18 protein-coding genes are annotated in these 14,113 nt (G+C 59.9%); 6 read left to right on the forward strand and 12 right to left on the reverse strand.

The window, feature by feature from the left end; genetic code table 11:
* Nucleotides 1–19 precede the first annotated feature (19 nt).
* Nucleotides 20–1,165, reverse strand: a complete 1,146-nt coding sequence (locus ACN0SO_RS11930; protein WP_417677885.1) for a hypothetical protein — start codon at nucleotides 1,163–1,165, stop codon at nucleotides 20–22.
* Between the two features lie 124 nt (nucleotides 1,166–1,289).
* Nucleotides 1,290–2,195: a polyprenyl synthetase family protein gene (locus tag ACN0SO_RS11935; protein ID WP_417677887.1), complete on the reverse strand. Its 906-nt coding sequence runs from the start codon at nucleotides 2,193–2,195 to the stop codon at nucleotides 1,290–1,292.
* A gap of 201 nt (nucleotides 2,196–2,396) precedes the next feature.
* On the opposite strand from ACN0SO_RS11935, the gene ACN0SO_RS11940 reads away from it, so the two are divergent.
* The 4 genes from ACN0SO_RS11940 (at nucleotide 2,397) to ACN0SO_RS11955 (ending at nucleotide 5,344) form a co-directional block, all read left to right on the forward strand.
* On the forward strand, nucleotides 2,397–3,638 hold the full coding sequence (locus ACN0SO_RS11940; protein WP_417677889.1) for a class I SAM-dependent methyltransferase: 1,242 nt from the start codon (nucleotides 2,397–2,399) through the stop codon (nucleotides 3,636–3,638).
* Nucleotides 3,589–4,362 carry a monofunctional biosynthetic peptidoglycan transglycosylase gene (mtgA, locus tag ACN0SO_RS11945; RefSeq protein ID WP_417677891.1) on the forward strand — a complete coding sequence of 258 codons (774 nt, stop codon included), beginning with the start codon at nucleotides 3,589–3,591 and terminating at the stop codon, nucleotides 4,360–4,362. Before ACN0SO_RS11940 ends, mtgA begins: the two co-directional genes overlap by 50 nt.
* Before the next feature lie 169 nt (nucleotides 4,363–4,531).
* Nucleotides 4,532–4,717, forward strand: a complete 186-nt coding sequence (gene rpmF, locus ACN0SO_RS11950; RefSeq protein ID WP_190291185.1) for a 50S ribosomal protein L32 — start codon at nucleotides 4,532–4,534, stop codon at nucleotides 4,715–4,717.
* 198 nt (nucleotides 4,718–4,915) lie between these two features.
* A complete protein-coding gene (locus ACN0SO_RS11955) occupies nucleotides 4,916–5,344 on the forward strand; it encodes a hypothetical protein (protein ID WP_417677893.1) in 429 nt (142 codons plus the stop codon).
* Between the two features lie 12 nt (nucleotides 5,345–5,356).
* Here the strand turns inward: ACN0SO_RS11955 and ACN0SO_RS11960 are convergent, their stop codons facing one another.
* From ACN0SO_RS11960 to ACN0SO_RS11970, 3 genes are all read right to left on the reverse strand, one after another.
* The gene (locus ACN0SO_RS11960) at nucleotides 5,357–5,998 is read right to left on the reverse strand and encodes a septation protein A (RefSeq protein WP_417677895.1); all 642 of its coding nucleotides are present in this window, start codon (nucleotides 5,996–5,998) and stop codon (nucleotides 5,357–5,359) included.
* A gap of 163 nt (nucleotides 5,999–6,161) precedes the next feature.
* Complete coding sequence (gene phbB / locus ACN0SO_RS11965) at nucleotides 6,162–6,890, reverse strand: acetoacetyl-CoA reductase (protein WP_417677897.1); 729 nt, start codon at nucleotides 6,888–6,890, stop codon at nucleotides 6,162–6,164.
* A 139-nt stretch (nucleotides 6,891–7,029) separates the two neighbouring features.
* Nucleotides 7,030–8,211, reverse strand: a complete 1,182-nt coding sequence (locus tag ACN0SO_RS11970) for an acetyl-CoA C-acetyltransferase (protein ID WP_417677899.1) — start codon at nucleotides 8,209–8,211, stop codon at nucleotides 7,030–7,032.
* 305 nt (nucleotides 8,212–8,516) lie between these two features.
* On the opposite strand from ACN0SO_RS11970, the gene phaR reads away from it, so the two are divergent.
* Nucleotides 8,517–9,092 (forward strand): polyhydroxyalkanoate synthesis repressor PhaR, encoded by a 576-nt coding sequence (gene phaR / locus ACN0SO_RS11975; protein WP_417677901.1) that lies wholly within the window; start codon nucleotides 8,517–8,519, stop codon nucleotides 9,090–9,092.
* Between the two features lie 48 nt (nucleotides 9,093–9,140).
* Here the strand turns inward: phaR and ACN0SO_RS11980 are convergent, their stop codons facing one another.
* Nucleotides 9,141–9,572 (reverse strand): GlcG/HbpS family heme-binding protein, encoded by a 432-nt coding sequence (locus ACN0SO_RS11980; protein WP_417677903.1) that lies wholly within the window; start codon nucleotides 9,570–9,572, stop codon nucleotides 9,141–9,143.
* Nucleotides 9,573–9,694: 122 nt separating this feature from the next.
* Here ACN0SO_RS11980 and ggt point away from each other — a divergent pair, with 122 nt between their 5' ends.
* The gene (gene ggt, locus ACN0SO_RS11985; protein WP_417677905.1) at nucleotides 9,695–11,290 is read left to right on the forward strand and encodes a gamma-glutamyltransferase; all 1,596 of its coding nucleotides are present in this window, start codon (nucleotides 9,695–9,697) and stop codon (nucleotides 11,288–11,290) included.
* Nucleotides 11,291–11,356: 66 nt separating this feature from the next.
* Here ggt and ACN0SO_RS11990 read toward each other — a convergent pair whose 3' ends face one another.
* The 6 genes from ACN0SO_RS11990 to rpmI all read right to left on the reverse strand — a co-directional run bounded on the left by ACN0SO_RS11990 (nucleotide 11,357) and on the right by rpmI (nucleotide 13,967).
* Nucleotides 11,357–11,680 carry a hypothetical protein gene (locus ACN0SO_RS11990; RefSeq protein WP_417677907.1) on the reverse strand — a complete coding sequence of 108 codons (324 nt, stop codon included), beginning with the start codon at nucleotides 11,678–11,680 and terminating at the stop codon, nucleotides 11,357–11,359.
* 139 nt (nucleotides 11,681–11,819) lie between these two features.
* The gene (locus ACN0SO_RS11995) at nucleotides 11,820–12,152 is read right to left on the reverse strand and encodes a hypothetical protein (protein ID WP_417677909.1); all 333 of its coding nucleotides are present in this window, start codon (nucleotides 12,150–12,152) and stop codon (nucleotides 11,820–11,822) included.
* Nucleotides 12,153–12,340: 188 nt separating this feature from the next.
* Entirely contained in the window at nucleotides 12,341–12,586 is a 246-nt protein-coding gene (locus ACN0SO_RS12000; protein ID WP_417677911.1) for a hypothetical protein, read from the reverse strand.
* An 11-nt stretch (nucleotides 12,587–12,597) separates the two neighbouring features.
* Entirely contained in the window at nucleotides 12,598–13,227 is a 630-nt protein-coding gene (locus ACN0SO_RS12005) for an exonuclease (RefSeq protein WP_417677912.1), read from the reverse strand.
* 158 nt (nucleotides 13,228–13,385) lie between these two features.
* The gene (gene rplT, locus ACN0SO_RS12010) at nucleotides 13,386–13,742 is read right to left on the reverse strand and encodes a 50S ribosomal protein L20 (protein ID WP_346892913.1); all 357 of its coding nucleotides are present in this window, start codon (nucleotides 13,740–13,742) and stop codon (nucleotides 13,386–13,388) included.
* A gap of 27 nt (nucleotides 13,743–13,769) precedes the next feature.
* Entirely contained in the window at nucleotides 13,770–13,967 is a 198-nt protein-coding gene (gene rpmI / locus ACN0SO_RS12015) for a 50S ribosomal protein L35 (RefSeq protein WP_190291198.1), read from the reverse strand.
* Between the last annotated feature and the right edge of the window lie 146 nt (nucleotides 13,968–14,113).

Genomic DNA, 14,113 nt, shown 5'->3' on the forward strand with positions numbered 1-14,113 from the left:
GACGCTTTCGCCACAAACCTTAGACGATCACATTCGCCGGGATGCTGATCTGGACTGTCGCGAGGTTGGCGGGAATACCGGCACCGATTGAAACGTTTGCAGCCGAACTGCCTGCGTCCGCCGCCGAAGGCGCTTGAGCGGTCGTCGTATCGCTCGCCGACGTCGGGTTTTGCGGAACCTGAGCTGCACCGTTTGCGGATTGTTGCTGCCGCTGGAACTTGTCGAGCTCTTCGCTTCCCTTGCGCAGTTCCTTTTCAGCCGCCTTCAGTTCCTTCTTGGCGTCTTCGTCGTCCCGTTTGGCCAGAGCCTTGATCCGCGCGGCAATCGCCTTGAGGTCCTGTTCGATCTTGCGCAGCTCCTCAGCCTGCTTTTTCTTTACCGAGTTCCCATCGTATCCACCCTGGCCCTGGGTCGAGGCGATCGCGCTGGTATAGGCATGGATCGCCGCATCAAGGGCCTGATTGTCAGAAGAGGATTCCCGGTCGCCCGATTGCGCTTCGGAAGATGCTCCGGCTTGCCCGTCGTCCTGCACACCGGCAGCTGTCGTCTGAGGCTCCGATCCGGACGGATCGGGTTCAACCGTTGCAGGGGCCACAGGTTCCGGCCGGGCGGTCGCTATATCCGGCGTCCCTTCCGTAGCCGTCAGCGCTCCGGTTGCAGCCGGACCCGCAGCGTTTAATGCGGTTTCTCCTCCAGCCGGAACGGCCGCCGACAATTGGGCCAAAGATGCGGCACCGACGGCCTGCGTCGCCGAACCGCCATCCGAAAGAGAGGCAGCCGCAAGTTTGAACTCCTTGCCAAGCCGCTTCAGCTCCTGGGCCAGAGCCCGCGCCTGCTCAGGCGTGGCGTATTTCAACCGCTCCTTGAGCTGCTCGATCCGCTCCTTCAAGCGGGAAATTTTCTGTCCGCGCTCGCTGTCCTTCTGACTTTCCGCGGCATCCTTCAGGGAACTGGCGACCTGAACGCTTTCTTCGAGATCCTTCAGAAAGTCGTCGGCCTTGCCTTTGGACGCTTCGTCCCGGCTTGCCGAGAGAAGGGTTTCCGCTGCCGCCCGCAAGCTTTCGATCAGCGTCTCAGACCGGTTCTGCCCGGCACCTCTGGATCTTCCGGTAAAGCTGGCCTGCTGATTGATGTTGCCAAATCCACTGGCAAACGACGCAACCATCGTTTTGGCCTCCTGGACAAAATGCATCCGCGGTCCGGATGGGAGTAAAGCTAAAAAAACAGGAGAACCGTGCTTTAAAAAGGTAAATAAAATTTAAAAGCGCGGTGCAGAAGGTAGGATTTTATTAACGATCCCGCCGTGCCACATAGTCGGCGATTTCCGATAGCATCCGCGCTTTCTCACCAAAGGGCGCAAGCAGTTCTTCCGCCTGGCCGAGAAGGGCGTTGAGCTCTTTGCGCGTCTTTTCCACCCCGAACAGCCCCACCAGCGTCGCCTTGCCGGCAGCCGCATCCTTGCCCGTTGCCTTACCGGTCACCTCCGGGCTCGCTTCGACATCGAGCAGATCGTCGGCAAGCTGGAAGGCAAGGCCGATGATGTCCCCGAAGCGCGTCATGCGGTCGATATCGTCTTCAGAAGCATTCGACAGGATCGCGCCGGCCCGGCAGGCATAACGCAGCAGCGCACCGGTCTTCATGGCCTGCAGCGTCCGGATCTCGGTTTCGGTCCGGTCACGGCCTTCCGATTCCAGATCGAACATCTGGCCGCCCGCCATGCCGCCGATCCCCGCCGCCCGTGCCAGATCCCGGTTGAGGCGAAGCCGGACAGCAGGATCCGGATGAACCTCGTCATCGGTGATCACGTCAAAGGCAAGGGTCAACAGCGCATCACCGGCAAGAATGGCTGTTGCCTCGTCGAACGCCTTGTGAACCGTCGGCAGACCCCGGCGGAGATCGTCATCGTCCATGGCCGGAAGATCGTCATGAACGAGCGAATAGCAATGGATCATTTCGAGCGCCGCAGCCGTCAGGGCTACGCCGTGATCGGCCCGGCCGAAAAGAGCCGCGGTTTCCATCACCAGGATCGGGCGCAGCCGCTTGCCGCCGCCCAGCGCCGCATATCGCATGGCGGCAAGGAGACGTTCCGGGCGCTCGGTCTCGCCCTCACGAACCTCCGCGGACAGAATGTCTTCCAGGACCGTTTCGACCCGATCGGCCGCTTTCGCCAGGTGTGCCTGAAACTCGTCCGTCAAAGGTCCGTTCCAATCATGGTGCTGCTGACCGCGGCGCTTCGAGGGCAGGGCGGCCGCAAAAGGGGTGAGATCTTCACCGGTTCCCTGTCCTGAAAATCAGGTCCCGTCAAGCCGTCCCGACAGAATTTGTTAATAAGCGTGGTTGCATTGATAAATATGGCAGTATTAAGCTAGTCGCTTCTCCATAGGGAAACAGTGATCATGCGTATGCTAGCAAGCTTACTGAAGTCCTGCGTCAAGCGAGGCCGTCTCCGGGTCGTCGATGCGAATGGAAAACAGCATGATTTCGGCTCTGGCTATGACGGGCCGGAAGTATTCATTCGTTTTCACGATCCCAAACTCCACTGGAAGCTGGTACTTCACCCCGAACTCGCGGCAGCGGAAGCCTACATGGACGGCACGCTGACGCTGGAAGAGGGCACAACCTGTCTCGATTTCATCGATCTGTTTTTCATCAACCCTGCGCCTGAAGGCCTCTATCCTCTTCAGGAACAGATCGCGCGCATCGGGAACAAGCTGCACAGGTTCCACGAAAAATCACTCGTCTCGAAGACAAAGCGTCATGTGCAGCATCATTATGACCTCTCCACGGAGCTTTACCGGCTGTTCCTCGACGAGGGGCTGAACTACAGCTGCGCCTATTACCAGTCGCCCGAAGACAGCCTTGAAGAGGCACAGGCGGCAAAACTCGACCACCTGATTGCCAAGCTCGACATCGAGCCGGACATGCGGGTGCTGGAGATCGGCGGCGGCTGGGGGTCCCTGGCCATGCGCATCGGGCAGGCGGGTGCCGATGTGACCTCCCTGAACGTCTCGGGAGAGCAAGTCGCGATCGCCGAACAACGGGTCGCAGCTGCCGGACTGGACAGAAAGGTCCGCTTCGTCAAACAGGACTACAGGGAGTTTACCGGCAAGTTCGACCGGATCGTCTCGGTCGGGATGATGGAACATGTCGGCGTCGGCAATTACGACGGCTACTTCAGCAAGGTCCGCGACTGCCTGAAACCGGACGGATATGCCGTCATCCATTCGATCGGTCGCATGGCGCCTCCCGGCACGACCGGACCGTTCATCCTGAAGTACATCTTCCCCGGCGGCTATTGTCCGGCCCTGTCGGAAGTCATGCAGTCAATCGAACGGCTAGGGCTTTGGGTCTGCGACACGGAAATTCTGCGTCTGCACTATTACTATACCCTCAAGGCCTGGCGGGAGCGGTTCGAGGCCAATTGGGACAAGGCGGCCGAACTCTACGATGAACGCTTCTGCCGCATGTGGGAATTTTACCTTTGCGCATGCGAAGTCAGTTTCCTGCATGGCAACAACATGGTGTTTCAGCTAATGCTGTCGCTGGAACGCGACGCGGTCCCGATCGTGCGCGACTTTATCGTCGATAATGAAAAGGACCTGCGTGAAAAAGCCTCGAAAATCCGGAAAACAGCCTGACGGGACGAAGAACGCTTCGAAGCCCGCCAACAAGGCACAGCCGGTCACACTGAGGCGTATAAGGCGCTGGATCCTGAGAAGCCTTGCGGCGGTGATCATACTGCCGCTTGTCCTGACCGTCCTCTACGCGGTCGTGCCCCCGGTCAGCACCTTGATGCTTGCCCGCTATGCGCAACTGCTCTGGGTCGACCGGCAGTGGCGCCCGATTGAAGACATTTCCCCGCATCTGGTGCGCTCGGTCATCACCTCCGAGGACAGCAGCTTCTGCGACCACGGCGGCATCGACTGGTCCGCCCTGGAAAAGCAGATCGACACGCTCGTCAACGAGGGAGAAGCTCCGCGCGGGGCCAGCACCCTGACCATGCAGACCGCCAAGAACCTGTATTTGTGGAATGGGCGCAGTTACATCCGCAAAGGCCTGGAACTTCCCCTGGCCCTTATGATCGACGGCATTCTCACCAAGCGGCGCATCATGGAAATCTACCTGAACATTGCCGAATGGGGGGAGGGGATCTTCGGGGCGGAAGCCGCCGCCCAGGCCTGGTTCGGAAAATCCGCGAAGGACCTCACCCGTGTCGAGGCGGCACGACTCGCCACGGCCCTGCCCAATCCGCTCGGCCGGAATCCCGCGAAACCGTCGTCCGGACACCGGAAACTCGCCGCCACCAACCTTGCCAGGATCAAATCCGCCGGCCCCATTTTTAATTGCGTCCTCAAGCCCTGACCGGATGCTTCGGGGGGCATTTATGAGCCTGCAAGAAAATTTGCGCTTTGGGGTGGCAAAACGCCGAGGTTCCCTGTATAACGCCGCCCATTCCAACACACTGCGTGATGCCACGCCCCGGGCTTTCCCGGTCCGGGCCGCGCGACGATGGACCACGGAGAAGAACAAAATGGCCGTTCCGAAGAGAAAAACCTCGCGCATGAAGCGCGGTTTTCGCCGTTCCGCGGACGCCCTGAAGCAGCCGGCTTACGTTGAGGACAAGGATTCGGGCGAACTGCGTCGCCCGCATCACGTTGACCTGAAGTCCGGCATGTACCGGGGCCGTCAGATCCTGAGCCCGAAAGACGACGTCTGAGCTCGGGATTGCCGCACGGCAAACAGATTTAGGCCGGCCCTTACGGGGTCGGCCTTTTTCATATCCGCTCTCAGGCTTTTAATGCCTCTTGTACTTCCGCGGTTCGATTGGATATGTGCCGCTATCTGATTTTTGGATAGGCTGGCTCCAATAGGCTGGCCCCAACCGGCCCGTCTTTGCCGTTTTCCGGAGGATTTTATGAAGTTTCTGCTATCCCTGCCGCTCACGATCCTGCCGCTGATCGCCTACAACGTCTTTGCCTTCTCCAATGGCACCGCGCCGCCAGGAGACCTCTGGAGCTCCGTCGTGTTCGAATTTTCCATGGTTTCCGGCGCGAATTTCGCCATGGTCGCAGGCGATGTCATGATCACCGCCGCGCTCTTTCTGCTGTTCATCGAAATGCTGAAGGCAACCCGCACCGGTGTCGTCGCGCTGACCGACCATATTTTCTCGATGGTGGTGTTCGTTATTTACCTGGTGGAATTCCTGGTGGTACGCGAAGCGGCGACGTCCGTGTTCTTCATCCTGATGACGATCACCCTGATCGATGTGATCGCGGGCTTTTCCATCACCATCTCCGGTGCCCGCCGGGACGTCAGCTTCGCCCACGGAGAGAGCCATCACTGACGGCCTGAAGGGTCAATCGTCCCCGGTTTCTTCACTGATCGCGTGTCTCTGGATCAGCGGCAACTGTGTCATCGTGAACAGGATGGTGATCGGCATGATCCCGAACACCTTGAAATTCACCCAGAAATCGGTCGAAAAATTGCGCCAGACGATTTCGTTGAGCGCCGCGAGTACGAAAAAGAACAGGCCCCAGCGGAAGGTCAGCTTGCGCCAGCCTTCATCGGTCAGCCGGAATGCGCTGTCGAAGACATAACCGAGCAGGGATTTGCCGAACAGCAATCCCCCCAAAAGAACGGTCCCGAACAGGCAGTTGACGATGGTCGGCTTCAACTTGATGAAAAGATCGTCGTGCAGCCACAATGTCAGCGCTCCGAAGACGAGAACGACCGCACCCGATACCAGCGGCATGATCGGCAGCCGCCTTGTCAGCCAGAACGAGGCGATCAGCGAAATCGAAATTGCGACCATAAAGGCGGCGGTGGCGACAAAGATCGGCTTGCCCAGCGCCTGAAGCATCGGAAAGGCATTGGCGATCTGCTCGCCTCTGGCATTGAACAGGAAGAAGACGCCCAGCGGGCCGAGTTCAAGCGCAAATTTCAGGAGCGGAGAGAGTTCCTTGCGCGTCGGGTCGTTCGGGGCGTGTTCAAATTCCATCGGCTATGCCTGCTCCTTGAAAGGCCGATCCGCACGGGATCGTAGAGCCCCGAGATAGGGGCTTCTACCGGCACCGGTCAAGACCGCTGCGGCAATTCGGTTCCCGAAACGAAAAAAGGCGCTCCAAAGAACGCCTTTCTCTCAAATCTCCCGGAAAAAAGTCTTACCCGTTGGCGATGTACTGGCCGCCGTTGATGGTCATCACCGCACCGGTCATGAACGCGGCTGCATCGGAAGCGAGGTAGACGACGGTCGCGGCGATCTCCTCCGGGTGGCCGAGACGGCCGACCGGGATGCCGGAAACGATGGATTCCAGAACCTTTTCCGGCATGGCCGCAACCATGTCCGTATTGATGTAGCCCGGGCAAATCGCATTGACCGTGATGCCCTTGAAAGCATTTTCCTGCGCCAGCGCCTTGGTGAAGCCGATCACACCGGCCTTCGCTGCCGAATAGTTGGCCTGGCCCATCTGGCCCTTCTGGCCGTTGATGGAGGAAATATTGATGATCCGGCCGGCGCCACGGCTGCGCATGCCCTCGATCACGGGCCGCGTCATGGTGAACATGCTGTCCAGGTTGGTGGACAGAACCTCGCGCCAGTGCTCGAACGACATCTTGTGGAACATGCCGTCGCGGGTAATCCCGGCATTGTTGACCAGAACCTCGACCGGACCGAGTTCCTCTTCCACCTTGGCAATGCCGGCGACACATTCGTCCGGATGAGCAACGTCCCACTTGTAGACATGAATACCGGTTGCGGCCTTGAAAGCTTCCGCCTTTTCCGTGTTGCCGTGATAGGTGGCGGCAACCGTGTAGCCTGCATCCTTGAGCCCTTTGGAGATGGCCTCGCCTATGCCGCGCGTTCCTCCGGTGACAAGTGCAACCTTACTCATGATTCCGCTCCTCCGACTTTCATTTTTCAAGACCGGTCCGAATGCCGGGACCGTTTCCGATGCCTATATGCACGTCTGCCATGACAAAGCATTGAACGCCCTGCCATGACAGATAGCAATTCTGGCTAATCCGAACGGATTAGCGCTCCAGGCACATAGCAACACCCATGCCACCGCCGATGCACAAGGTGGCAAGGCCCTTCTTGGCGTCCCGGCGGCCCATTTCGTGCAGCAGGGTGACCAGAATTCGGGCACCGGATGCACCGATCGGGTGCCCGATGGCAATCGCACCGCCATTGACGTTGACGATGTCCGGGTTCCAGCCCATGTCCTTGTTCACCGCACAGGCCTGGGCGGCAAAGGCTTCGTTGGCCTCGACCAGATCCAGGTCGGAAACGGACCAGCCGGCCTTTTCCAGGGCCTTGCGGGACGCCGGGATCGGACCGGAGCCCATGATCGAGGGATCGACACCGGCCGTCGCCCAGGAAGCGATACGGGCGAGCGGGGTCAGGCCGCGCTTTTCGGCTTCCGCCGCGCTCATCACCACGAGAGCCGCCGCGCCGTCGTTGATGCCCGAGGCATTGGCTGCCGTCACGCTGCCGTCCTTGGTAAAGGCCGGGCGCAGTTTCTGGACGCTTTCAAGCGTCGCGCCGTGACGGATGTACTCATCGTCTTCCACGATCGTGTCGCCCTTACGGCCCTTGATCGTCACGGTCGTGATTTCGTCCTTGAACTTGCCGGCGGTCTGCGCGGCTTCCGCCTTGTTCTGGGAGCTGACGGCGAATTCGTCCTGCTGGTCGCGGGAAATCTGCCATTTCTGGGCGACGTTTTCGGCCGTCTGACCCATGTGATAGCCGTTGAAGGCATCCCACAGGCCGTCCTTGATCATGGTGTCGATCATCTTGTAATCGCCCATCTTGTAGCCGGCACGCATCGGAGCGCAGTGCGGGGAGAGCGACATGTTTTCCTGGCCGCCGGCGATCATGACGCTGGCGTCGCCGCACATGATCTGCTGGGCGGCGATGGCGACGGTGCGCAGGCCCGAGCCACAGACCTGGTTCAGACCCCAGGCGGTCGCGCCTTCCGAAATGCCGGCCGCGATTGCCGCCTGCCGGGCCGGGTTCTGCCCCTGACCGGCGGTCAGCACCTGACCGAAAACAACTTCGTCCACGTCATCGCCGCTGACACCCGCCTTTTCCATGGCGGCTTTCATCACGACGGCACCGAGCTCGTGAGCAGGGGTATTTGCAAAGGCGCCGTTGAAGGATCCAACGGGCGTGCGCGTTGCACTGACAATTACGACATCGGTTGAAGCGCTCATGTTTCTCTCCAGGCTTTCGACCATATTCTACCGGACCGAACGGGCACTGAAACGGGTGCGCACGCGGACCGGTTGTTTCGCTCGCGACTAGAGACTCTGGTTAATCGGGAGTCAACCGGAATGGCCCTTACAAGGATCAAGTTTTCGCACGTGCAGTATCCTCCTTTCGTCGCTCTGCACAAAAACGCTGGCAAGATGCGCTCCGATTGGCTTAGTCTGGAATTCGGGAGAGACGATGGGAGACAAAGAAGATCTTGTCGTCAAACGGGAACTTGCCGCGAGGCTCCTTGCAACGGAAGACGAGAATGGCAAAGACCAACGAGCCAACGATCATTAAAAAATACGCCAACCGGCGGCTCTACAACACGGGCACCAGCACCTACGTAACCCTCGAGGATCTCGCGGTGATGGTGAAGGGGGAAGAGGACTTCATCGTCTATGATGCGAAAACGGGCGACGACATCACCCGTTCGGTCCTGACGCAGATTATATTCGAGCAGGAAGGCAAGGGCCAGAACCTGCTGCCGGTTACGTTCCTGCGCCAGTTGATCCGCTTCTATGGCGACAGCATGCAGGGCCTCGTGCCGAGCTTTCTGGAATATTCCATGACCTCGCTCACCCAGGAGCAGGAAAAACTCCGATCCCAGATGAGCGAAGCTTTTGGCGCGACCGCATTCGAGGCCATCGAGGATCAGGTCAAACGCAACACGGAGATGTTCGAACGCGCCATGAAGATGTTCATGCCGTTTTCGGCCGGTGAAGCGCCTGCGCCCACAGCGCCTTCCAAACCGACGCAATCCGGTTCCTCCGACCTGGACGACATGAAGCGTCAGCTCACGGAAATGCAGGCCAAGATCAACGCGCTGTCCGACAAGAAATAGACCGCGCGTTATTCGCTTGGCGACCGGCCCGACCCGTTTCGTCCGGTGTCAGCCGCAATCGGCAATCAGGCTGACAGCCTCGATACCGGCAACGGCCGCGGCTTCGTCATTGTCGGATGTGTCTCCCGTCACGCCCACAGCGCCGAGAACCTCGCCGTCCGCGTCTTTCACCAGGACGCCGCCGGGAACCGGAACGATCTGGCCACCGGAGGCGCCATTCAACGCCTGGACGAAATGGGGGCGGGTTTCCGTATTCGCGTTCAGCCAGCGCGTTCCGGTACCGACCGCAAGCGCACCATAGGCTTTACCGCCAGCGATCTGCGGCCGCATGATCGAGGAGCCATCCTGGCGGGCCATGGCAATCATGTGCCCGCCCGCATCCAGAACGACCACGGTCAGCGGTTTCAGCTTGAGATCCGCTGCTTTTTCGAATGCGGATGAAATGATTTTCTCAGCGATAGAAAGCGTCAGTTTGCCCATCGAGCCGGTTCTCCGTAATGTGCTGCCTCTGGCGAAGTTTGCTATCAGAGTGACCCGCCTTTCGCCAGAAACCAAAACAGGTAAGGATTTCCTCCCTGGAGGAAAAATTCTGGAGACGCCCCTTGAGACGTGATTTTGAGGCCCCGGGCCGCTCCCCGGTCTATGCCCGCGAGGCAGCCGCAGCGACCTCCCATCCGCTTGCCACGAGCGCGGCACTGGAAGTTTTGCAGGATGGAGGCAACGCGGTCGACGCGGCCATCGCCGCGGTCGCCGTTCAATGTGTTGTCGAACCGCATATGACGGGGATCGGCGGCGACTGCTTTGCCATCGTGACCGAACCGGATGGACGCATGACCGGGTTCAACGGCTCCGGTGCGGCACCGAAGGCCATCTCTCCGGAGGCGCTTGCCAATCTCGGCGTTTCGGAAATCACCCCCACGTCCGCCCATGCGGTGACCGTACCCGGCGCGGTCCGTGCCTGGGAAACGCTCCTGAAGGCTCATGGCACCCGCGGTTTCGACACCCTGTTCAAACGGGCCATCTCCTATGCCCGAAGCGGCTTTCCGGTTGCTCCTCGCGTGGCTCGCGACTGGGAGAAAAACGTCGACAAACTGGCCGCCAATCCGGCGACGAAAGCCGCCTATCTCGTCGGTGGCGCCGCACCGAAGGCCGGAACGATTTTGAAGTATCCGAAACTCGCCGACACCTTGAACGCGATAGCCGAAGGCGGTGCGGAAGCATTTTACACCGGAGCCATAGCTGAAGATATCGTTGCGACTCTCAGCGCCCTCGGCGGCCTGATGACGGAAGAGGATCTGGCTGCCTGCCACACCACCGCCGTTTCGCCGGTCATGCGCGATTATCGCGGACATACCATCGCCGAGCTGCCCCCGAACGGGCAGGGCATCATCGCGCTTGTCATCCTTGGCCTTCTCGAACGCTTCGACCTGGAAAGCCTCGATCCGCTCGGACCCGAGCGCTTTCATCTGGAAATGGAAGCCGCGCGCATCGGCTATGCGGTCCGTGACAAGTTCGTGACCGATCCGGGCTATATGGACGTCAGCCATCCCCGGCTGATTGCGGAGGATTATCTGGATCAGCTGGCCCGGATGATGTCGCCGACAAGCCGCATGAGCGAGGTGCCGGGAACCGGTCTCGCGCCGCAGACCGATACGGTTTACCTGACTGTCGTCGACAAGGACGGGCTCACCGTTTCCTTCATCAATTCGATCTTCAACGAATTCGGCAGCGGCATCCTGGCTGCCGACAGCGGCGTGCTGCTTCACAATCGCGGCGCCGTCTTCAAGGCCAGGCCCGGCCATGCCAACTCCATTGCCGGCGGCAAGCGCCCCATGCACACGATCATCCCGGCCATGGCCCTGAAAGGCGGCCAGCCCTGGCTGTCCTTCGGCGTCATGGGCGGCCACTACCAGGCCTGCGGCCATGCCCATGTGCTATCCAACATCATCGATTACGGCATGGACGTTCAGGCCGCCATCGATTTCCCCCGCATGTTCTTCAACATGGAAGACCATGCGCTGGAAGCCGAGAAGCTGGTTCCCCGCGGGACGATTGAAGGACTGGAGAAACTCGGCCACGAGGTCCGGCCGGCCGCAAGCCCGATCGGCGGCAGCCAGGCGATTATGATCGACAGGAAAAGCGGGCTGCTGATCGCAGGCTCCGATCCGCGCAAGGACGGCCACGCGGCCGGCTATTGACCGTTCCGCTTCCGATTCGAGACAGGAAAAAACGGCAAGCGTCCTTTACGGGACGCTTCCGAAGTTTCAGGCCGTGAAGACGGTCGTCGCGGCCGGTGCAGGGGAAACGGCGGCTCGGGAATAGGCATGAGCAGCCTGGGTATTCAGGTCCCGCTGACTGGCATTCCCTGCTTCGAAATCGTCCTGAGAGGCCAGCTGGGCGTAGAAAGAGGTGGTCGCATTTGCGCGGGCGGGCCGCCGGGTAACGACTTCAAACTCGTTCCGGGCCGCCTCGCGCAAGCTGCTGAACGGCGAAACATGGGTCTGACGTTCGCTCTCAGTTTCACCCATCGAGGCCCGTTTGGGGCGGACGACGCGGTAGGAAATGGAAGAAACCGGCTTGACCTGCATTTTCGTCTCCCTGGGTGGCCGTTCGGCGGCCTGTCGGGTTTCAGCTAACTTGATACCTTTTTAAGACAACGCCGAAGTCGGCGATGTGTTCCAGATCACGGTTTGCGCATTTGGCAGATCTCCTGCCTCAAAGCCCGGTTCAATAGTCGGTCGAGACCACATGGCCGGCTTCGCGCTTGCGCGGCAGGGCGGCGGTCGCCCTGTATGCGGCCGTACCGAGCCGCGGCGCCGTTTTCCAGCCATGAGGCGCATGACGTTCCGCGTCGCGGGTCGCAATCAGATGGGCCAGAAAGACCGAGTTCGGATGGAAGCGATCCGGAAACGGCACATCCTGCGCGGAATGAACCGGTTGCACCGGAACCGGCAGGTTCGGCTGCGTGACGGCCTGTCGTTCACCCTCAGCCTCCCCCGAAGAGGGACGCTTGCGCTTCACATTGGAACGCCCGAAGGCCGGAACCGGGGTAATTTGCACTGGATACGCCTCAACATGTTTCAGTTCGGGACGCCGATGGCGTTCCACACCGAAACCACGCAACAGGTATGCCAGCGCAGGACGTTTATTAACCTTTGCTCACGCAAACGTGGGCTTTTGACACGCGTTGGTTAATACGCGTGAGATTGCTTTACCGATCGGGAGGGATGTTTTCGGTCCGTCCGGCGTCAGCCGAACTTCGACCAGATAAAGGAGATGAGCGCAGGCACCAGGAAGAACGGCAGGACGATACCGAAGGCATAGACGATCCACATGTCCGACTGGACCACGCACCAGCCGAACAGGCATTCAACCCCGAAGAAAGGCAGCACCTGAAGGATCACGATGGCCACCACCCAGACATAGAGCGGCCATGGGCCGCCTTCAGTCGGGCCGCCGCCATCATCGGGAAATTCGGGAAGTCCACCGTACACCTGGTTAGCCTTCAATCAATCCGGGACGGATCGAAATCGCCTGGAGAAAGGCGCCCTGCGTTCAGAACATGCTGGAGAGTGAAGGCAATCGACAAGGCGTCATCGAGCGCATCATGGCCGTTGAGCGGCGGGTGAGCGATCCCGAAATAATCCGCAAGTTGTCCGCTGTTGGTCTTTTGAATGTCTTCATAGGGCATTCCCGCCTTCAGAAGCAGACGGCTGGCGTTCCCGAACCTGTTGGCCGGCAAGACGGGATCGATACCGGCGACATAACAACTGGTGGCCATCAGGTTGAGTTCATCCTTGCCCCAGGACCACAGGCAGGCAGTACCGGCAAACCCGGCCAAGCGGTCGATTGCAGCTTTGAGCGACATGCCCTCAGTCGCGACCGTTTCCGGGGAAATGCCGGTCAGGTCGATGAAATAGGGATCCAGCCCGCACGCGCGCCCGAAGCGATCGATCGGGGTCACGTAGATCTTTTCCGTCTCCAGGATCGGGAAATCCCCTTCCAAACCCAGTCTGACAGCGCCGATCTGGACCACGATGGGATCCGGGTCCAGGGGACCGGCCCAGTAGCGTCTCTGGGCTCCTTCCATCGTCAGGTATTCGCAATCATACAAAACGGCGAATCGCATCGTCATTCTTCCCATCCCGCGGCGACATGAATAGCAGCAGCAGTAGCGCCGGGACGCAACCGGCATATGAAACGGCGTACGGCTGGCCTGTCCGTCTCACACAACAAAAAAGCGCGCTGCCCTGCGGAAGCGCGCTTTTCTAACATCTGATTTCGCAAAACCGCTTAGGCGAGAGCGCCCTGGGCCTTGTCAACCAGAGCCTTGAAGGCATCCGGCTGGTGGATCGCCAGATCCGACAGAACCTTGCGGTCGACTTCAATGCCGGCCTTGTTCAGGCCATCGATGAACCGGCCGTAGGTCAGGCCATGCTCGCGGGTGGCGGCATTGATGCGCTGGATCCAGAGCGAACGGAAATTCCGCTTCCGGACCTTACGGTCGCGATAGGCGTACTGGCCGGCCTTTTCGACGGCCTGCTTGGCAACGCGGATGGTGTTCTTGCGGCGGCCGTAGTAGCCCTTGGCAGCCTTCAGAACCTTCTTGTGACGTGCATGGGCGGTTACGCCCCTTTTAACGCGCGACATATGTGAACTCCTTCAAAGACTGGCTAATTACGCGTAAGGCAGGAACTGCTTCACGATCTTCGCATCCTGATCGCTCAGCGTGGTGGTGCCACGGGCGTTACGGATGAACTTGGTCGTGCGCTTGATCATGCCATGGCGCTTGCCGGCCTGCGCGGTCTTCACCTTGCCGGTCGCGGTCAGTTTGAAGCGCTTCTTGGCTCCAGACTTGGTCTTCAGCTTGGGCATTTTGCATCCTTTCATTGGCGCGGACCGGTTACCCGGCCGCTTCGTTCTTGGTGCATCGAGAGGTCGCCACGGCATGCCCTGTGTTTCCGGGACCGGATTGACGTTTCCGTCCGAAGACTTGAACGCGCAAAACCATGCCCCGAAGA

Source organism: Roseibium sp. (assembly GCF_048260565.1).
Classification (GTDB): Bacteria; Pseudomonadota; Alphaproteobacteria; order Rhizobiales; family Stappiaceae; genus Roseibium.

Bases quoted from the DNA above. Each gene is read 5' to 3' on its own strand.
- ACN0SO_RS11930 (WP_417677885.1), bottom strand. From the start codon at position 1,165: ATGGTTGCGTCGTTTGCCAGTGGATTTGGCAACATCAATCAGCAGGCC.
- ACN0SO_RS12005 (WP_417677912.1), bottom strand. From the start codon at position 13,227: ATGACGATGCGATTCGCCGTTTTGTATGATTGCGAATACCTGACGATG.
- ACN0SO_RS11940 (WP_417677889.1), top strand. From the start codon at position 2,397: ATGCGTATGCTAGCAAGCTTACTGAAGTCCTGCGTCAAGCGAGGCCGT.
- phbB (WP_417677897.1), bottom strand. From the start codon at position 6,890: ATGAGTAAGGTTGCACTTGTCACCGGAGGAACGCGCGGCATAGGCGAG.
- ACN0SO_RS11970 (WP_417677899.1), bottom strand. From the start codon at position 8,211: ATGAGCGCTTCAACCGATGTCGTAATTGTCAGTGCAACGCGCACGCCC.
- ACN0SO_RS11990 (WP_417677907.1), bottom strand. From the start codon at position 11,680: ATGCAGGTCAAGCCGGTTTCTTCCATTTCCTACCGCGTCGTCCGCCCC.
- rpmI (WP_190291198.1), bottom strand. From the start codon at position 13,967: ATGCCCAAGCTGAAGACCAAGTCTGGAGCCAAGAAGCGCTTCAAACTG.
- rpmF (WP_190291185.1), top strand. From the start codon at position 4,532: ATGGCCGTTCCGAAGAGAAAAACCTCGCGCATGAAGCGCGGTTTTCGC.
- rplT (WP_346892913.1), bottom strand. From the start codon at position 13,742: ATGTCGCGCGTTAAAAGGGGCGTAACCGCCCATGCACGTCACAAGAAG.
- ACN0SO_RS11980 (WP_417677903.1), bottom strand. From the start codon at position 9,572: ATGGGCAAACTGACGCTTTCTATCGCTGAGAAAATCATTTCATCCGCA.
- ACN0SO_RS11955 (WP_417677893.1), top strand. From the start codon at position 4,916: ATGAAGTTTCTGCTATCCCTGCCGCTCACGATCCTGCCGCTGATCGCC.
- ACN0SO_RS11960 (WP_417677895.1), bottom strand. From the start codon at position 5,998: ATGGAATTTGAACACGCCCCGAACGACCCGACGCGCAAGGAACTCTCT.
- mtgA (WP_417677891.1), top strand. From the start codon at position 3,589: ATGAAAAGGACCTGCGTGAAAAAGCCTCGAAAATCCGGAAAACAGCCT.
- phaR (WP_417677901.1), top strand. From the start codon at position 8,517: ATGGCAAAGACCAACGAGCCAACGATCATTAAAAAATACGCCAACCGG.